Below are 1,980 nucleotides of genomic sequence, written 5' to 3' on the forward strand. Positions count from 1 at the left end.
ATGGTGCGGTTCTCCTAGAGTGTTCGAATTAGGATGAAACGAGGGAGGAAAATTATGCTCGATACGACATTGACGGGTCAAACACAGGCATTTCTCGATTCTTTTGGTACAGCCCTAAAGAACGAAGACATTGAAGCCGCTACTCAGATGTTTCAGGATGATTGCTATTGGCGTGATCTAGTCTCCTTTACTTGGAACATCAAAACCGTCGAAGGAAAAGATCAGGTGGCCGATATGTTGCGCCACCAACTGGCAACCATAAAGCCGACGGGTTGGAAGGTAGCCGAAGGCGAGACGCCGACTGAAGCCGATGGCGTAACGACCGCCTGGATAGAATTCGAAACTGAAATGGCCCGTGGCTATGGCCTATTGCGTCTGAAGGACGGTCTGATCTGGACACTCCTAACCACGATGGTCGAGCTCAAGGGACACGAAGAACCAAAGGGATTTCAGCGCCCACTCGGAGCGAAACATGGCGCCGGCAAGCACCGCACCACATGGAAAGAAGAGCGAGAGAAAGAGGAGGCCGAGCTTGGCCATGAAACCCAACCTTATTGCCTGATTATCGGCGGCGGTCAGGGCGGGATAGCATTGGGTGCCAGACTGCGCCAACTAGGCGTGCCCACAATTATTGTCGAGCGTAACGATCGCCCGGGGGACAGCTGGCGCAAACGCTACAAGTCGCTCTGCCTGCACGATCCAGTTTGGTATGACCATCTACCTTACATAAAGTTCCCGGAAAATTGGCCAATCTTTTCGCCCAAAGACAAAATCGGTGATTGGCTGGAAATGTACACCAAGGTGATGGAACTGAACTATTGGACACGCACGACCGCCAAATCTGCCAGCTTTGATGAGAAAACCAAAGAGTGGACAGTCGTGGTGGACCGTGATGGCAAAGAACTGGTGCTAAAACCCAAGCAGCTTATTATGGCGACTGGCATGTCCGGAAAAGCCAATATGCCTGACTTTCCCGGGATGGATAAGTTCAAGGGCGATCAGCATCACTCCTCACAGCATCCAGGTCCGGACAAGTACAAAGGCAAAAGGGCGGTTATAGTGGGTTCGAACAACTCCGCGCACGATATCGCCGCCGCCATGTGGGAGAACGATGTTGATGTCACCATGGTTCAAAGGTCTTCCACACACATTGTGCGTTCCGATACTTTGATGGAAATCGGACTTGGCGATCTCTATTCTGAACGGGCCGTAGAGGCTGGTGTCACAACAGAAAAAGCCGATCTGATCTTTGCGTCACTGCCCTATGCGATACTGCATGAATTCCAAATTCCGGCGTATGCCGCGATGAAAGAACAGGACAAGGAGTTCTACGACGGGTTGGAAAAGGCTGGTTTCTGGCTCGATTGGGGGGACGATAACTCTGGTCTATTCATGAAATATCTGAGGCGCGGATCTGGCTATTACATAGATATCGGCGCCAGTCAGCTGATTATCGATGGCGAGATCAAGATAAAGCGGGGACAGGTCGTTAAGGTCGACGAAACTGGTGTAATCTTAGATGACGGAACGCATCTCGACGCAGATGTAATTGTCTATGCCACTGGCTATAACTCGATGAATGGCTGGATCGCGGATCTGGCGGGTCAGGAGATGGCTGATAAAGTCGGCAAGGTTTGGGGATTAGGATCGGATACCACGAAGGACCCCGGTCCTTGGGAAGGAGAACAGCGCAACATGTGGAAACCCACACAACAGGAAGCTCTTTGGTTCCACGGCGGTAACCTACATCAGTCTCGCCATTACTCACAGTTCCTGTCGTTGCAGATCAAGGCAAGGATGGAGGGTATCGAAACCCCCGTATACGGGTTGCAGGAGGTGCACCACCTTTCGTAGGGATTGAGCCGGCCGAGGGCCGGATCCGCCCTTTACAGCATTTAAAAATGAATGTCTGTTTTGTTACGGAGCAGACATTCAGGTAACCTTTGGGTGCCGCATTGCCGCAAATGGCAGGTTTGTCCG

At 51.7% G+C, this 1,980-nt stretch carries 1 protein-coding gene; it reads left to right on the forward strand.

All coding sequences use genetic code 11. The annotated features are described in order from the left end of the window. Positions 1-54 precede the first annotated feature (54 nt). The gene (locus AC2FNE_RS24595) at positions 55-1,854 is read left to right on the forward strand and encodes an NAD(P)/FAD-dependent oxidoreductase (RefSeq protein WP_170609144.1); all 1,800 of its coding nucleotides are present in this window, start codon (positions 55-57) and stop codon (positions 1,852-1,854) included. Positions 1,855-1,980 lie beyond the last annotated feature (126 nt).

It is taken from the genome of Ruegeria sp. YKSD179, from assembly GCF_059612885.1.

Excerpts from the sequence above, each read along its gene's own strand:
- AC2FNE_RS24595 (WP_170609144.1), top strand. The coding sequence starts at position 55 with ATGCTCGATACGACATTGACGGGTCAAACACAGGCATTTCTCGATTCT.